Source organism: Coleofasciculus sp. (genome assembly GCF_046539235.1).
In the GTDB taxonomy this organism is placed as follows: Bacteria; Cyanobacteriota; Cyanobacteriia; order Cyanobacteriales; family Coleofasciculaceae; genus Coleofasciculus.
The window spans coordinates 1-2,767 of the sequence record NZ_JBKHHI010000599.1 but is presented as its reverse complement, the minus strand read 5'-3'; the positions used below and the strand labels follow the sequence as shown (position 1 = coordinate 2,767).

Genomic DNA, 2,767 nt, shown 5'->3' with positions numbered 1-2,767 from the left:
TTCAAGGGTGGCAAAAGATTTTAGAACCGCCTCCTCCCCTTGTCGTGGTTCCTCCGAGTACAGATGCTCAACCTCCACTCGAACCACCAGAACATGAATTGCCTCTGGATAATTAAGCGGTTTAGAATTCTGGGCGAAAGAAAGCATGAAAATTTAGTCTTGCCACACCACCACTCTGGAATAATATGTCAACCCAAAAACTCAAATTGGACATTAAAGTGACAGGACAGTTACCTGAACTTCCAGAAATCCATCGCTTAGAAGCAGAACGACGCGCCAGGGAAGCCTACGTCATGACGCTCCTGAACCATGCTGATATTAGTGCTGGACTAGCAGCTGAACTGCTAGGCATTGATCGCTGGCAACTTTCTGAGTTAATGGATTTATATGATATACCGACCTTTCCTAGCCAAACCAAGGAAGAGTTAGAGCAAGAGATTGCCCAAACTAGACAGTTTCTGCTCAAACATCAATCATGATAGTTGTCTGTGACACCACACCATTAAGCGAACTAGCAAAAGTTGGACAACTGACGTTACTACAAGGTGTTTTCGGACAAGTTATCGTTCCTCAAGAAGTCTACAACGAAGTAACTACTGGAAATCATCCAGCAGTCGTTGTTGTTCAGGCAGCGACTTGGATTGAAGTGCGCTCAGTTCAGGATAACAGTCAAGTCGTTGCCTTACAAGAACGTGCAAAAATTCATCGGGGTGAAGCCGCTGCAATTATTCTTGCCGAAGAATTAGGCGCACAACAGGTTTTGATTGATGATTTGAGGGCGCGACGAGTAGCCAAAGCGCGACTTTTGCCCGTGACTGGCACAATTGGAACGTTGCTACTTGCTAAAGAACAGGGGTTAATTACTCAGGTTAAACCGATTTTGGATGACTTGATTGCTGTGGGTAAACGGATTAGTCCACAACTTTATCAGGATGTTCTCGTAATCGCCCAAGAGTTCTAAACTGAAGTTCTCCCAGTACGTATGTACTATACCCAGCGTCAAGCAAACTTCCTCTGTTTTTTGCCTATTTCACTATTGCCTATTGTCTCCCCTCACCATAACACTTATTCAACCAGCTCGATATTAGCTTTCAGCCGTTTTCCACTCGTCGTACTGCTTTTTCAACCGTTGTTCAATAGTCTCGATTTGAGCCTCGTAGTCAAAGCCGTTGAAACTATACTGAGCCACTTCTCTTGCTTTCATAATATTTGCCCATACAGCAAAATCGTGAAAAGGGTTCAAACCAATCACATTGCCTGCATTCATATCAGTAGGAGTAGGAGCCTGTACAATCGCTACTAGTTTGGAGATCGCTGCGTCAACATCCCAATTAGTTATATAGAGTAACAATGCAGCAAAAGCTGATACTACATCTGTTGTTATACCTAGGCGTAGGTATTGCTCGGCTAAGTACTGTTTTCGCTCAAAGCGAAAGTGAGGCTGTCTCAGAGCTTTGTTACTCTTCGTAGACTTTGAGCGCGACACTATCACGCCACCCCTTACACCGCATTCCGGACACAGCAAATCGCGATGAATCTCATCACGCAGTTCTCCTGATAAATTCTTGAGGTCAGGATCAGATTTCAAGTCATATCCAAGCAGTGATAACAACTGCTCAGGGTCTAACTCCCGTTTGAATCGCTGAGAATAGGCAGTCTTGGGCACTGGTCTTCACTATAAATAATGCAGGTCTTAAGGTTCTACACCCTAGTCTAACGACAAAACTCATCCCCGGACAATAAATCCCAATAACACACAGCAATTATATCTTTTAACAAGCAAAAAAACTTAAACGGACTGGTCTCATTAGAAAACTAATTTCCCTACTGCTCTGCTAACTTTTCTACAAATATTTCATGTTCCTCCGAAGCTAAACCTTTCTGCAATACCGACAACACCCCAGGCATATTTCCTGCCAACAAATCATCGGCGGCTAACCACAATCCGGGAAACACTCGACTCCGGATCACATTCCCTTCATCCACGGGTAACGATACATACTCACCCTGCTGCAAGTAAAACCAATCGAGTCTCTGCTCAAATACTTGCCAAACAATATACTCTTGTACCCCATTACGACGATACGCTCGTTTCTTATCATGTAAGTCTATCGCCACACTACTAGCTGCAATCTCGGCTACCAATTCCGGCGCACCCTCAATATAATCATCGTCGCTGAGTCTCGCCTGTCCCCCTACATTTTCATCAATCAATAGTACAGCATCAGGTTGGGGTTCGTTGTCCAAATCTAACCGAACAGTAGGTTCAATCCCCAACTCAATACCCAGTGTCGCCACTTGATAATTGCCCAGCCATAGGATTAATTTAGCGTGAGGTTGACTATGACTTCTAAAACGCAGTGCAGCAGGCAAGTAAACAACTCCTTCAATTAGTTCAGCTTTCTGGAGAGAAGGCATCGCGTTGTAACGACGCTCAAATTCATAGCGATTTAAGCGATCGCCACTTTCCAAGGATGGGAGCAAAGACTCTTGCTGGAAGGGAGTTTTAACCATAGATTGCTCCTTTTACTCGTTTATATTTCCATCCCTAAATTCTACTCAGATCTTGCCCAACTCACTGTCTTCCCGTCTGGGGTTGAAACCCAAAAAACCAAAAGCTGGTATTCGTATGGCATAGGACTGGATCAGAGTTTTAGTCCATTTTAATGGACTTAAGCTATTAGCCCGGAGTTTGAACTCCGGGCGGTTATTACTCTTCCTAATTATTTGTCGGTTATGAATTCCAATCCCACATCACGGGATTATC

At 44.1% G+C, this 2,767-nt stretch carries 4 protein-coding genes; 2 read left to right on the top strand and 2 right to left on the bottom strand.

Annotation, left to right across the window (positions count from 1 at the left end; genetic code table 11):
- The first annotated feature begins 185 nt into the window (after positions 1-185).
- Together ACLFWI_RS29095 and ACLFWI_RS29090 are read left to right on the top strand one after the other, a co-directional pair.
- Positions 186-479, top strand: a complete 294-nt coding sequence (locus ACLFWI_RS29095; protein WP_446410403.1) for a UPF0175 family protein — start codon at positions 186-188, stop codon at positions 477-479.
- Positions 476-961 carry a DUF3368 domain-containing protein gene (locus ACLFWI_RS29090; RefSeq protein ID WP_446410404.1) on the top strand — a complete coding sequence of 162 codons (486 nt, stop codon included), beginning with the start codon at positions 476-478 and terminating at the stop codon, positions 959-961. Before ACLFWI_RS29095 ends, ACLFWI_RS29090 begins: the two co-directional genes overlap by 4 nt.
- Before the next feature lie 123 nt (positions 962-1,084).
- Here ACLFWI_RS29090 and ACLFWI_RS29085 read toward each other — a convergent pair whose 3' ends face one another.
- Positions 1,085-1,666, bottom strand: a complete 582-nt coding sequence (locus ACLFWI_RS29085; RefSeq protein WP_446415824.1) for a hypothetical protein — start codon at positions 1,664-1,666, stop codon at positions 1,085-1,087.
- 158 nt (positions 1,667-1,824) lie between these two features.
- A complete protein-coding gene (locus ACLFWI_RS29080; protein WP_446415823.1) occupies positions 1,825-2,514 on the bottom strand; it encodes a Uma2 family endonuclease in 690 nt (229 codons plus the stop codon).
- Positions 2,515-2,767 lie beyond the last annotated feature (253 nt).

What these genes read in the sequence shown, in the direction of transcription:
- ACLFWI_RS29095 (WP_446410403.1), top strand. Translation starts at nt 186, where the DNA reads ATGTCAACCCAAAAACTCAAATTGGACATTAAAGTGACAGGACAGTTA.
- ACLFWI_RS29090 (WP_446410404.1), top strand. Translation starts at nt 476, where the DNA reads ATGATAGTTGTCTGTGACACCACACCATTAAGCGAACTAGCAAAAGTT.
- ACLFWI_RS29080 (WP_446415823.1), bottom strand. Translation starts at nt 2,514, where the DNA reads ATGGTTAAAACTCCCTTCCAGCAAGAGTCTTTGCTCCCATCCTTGGAA.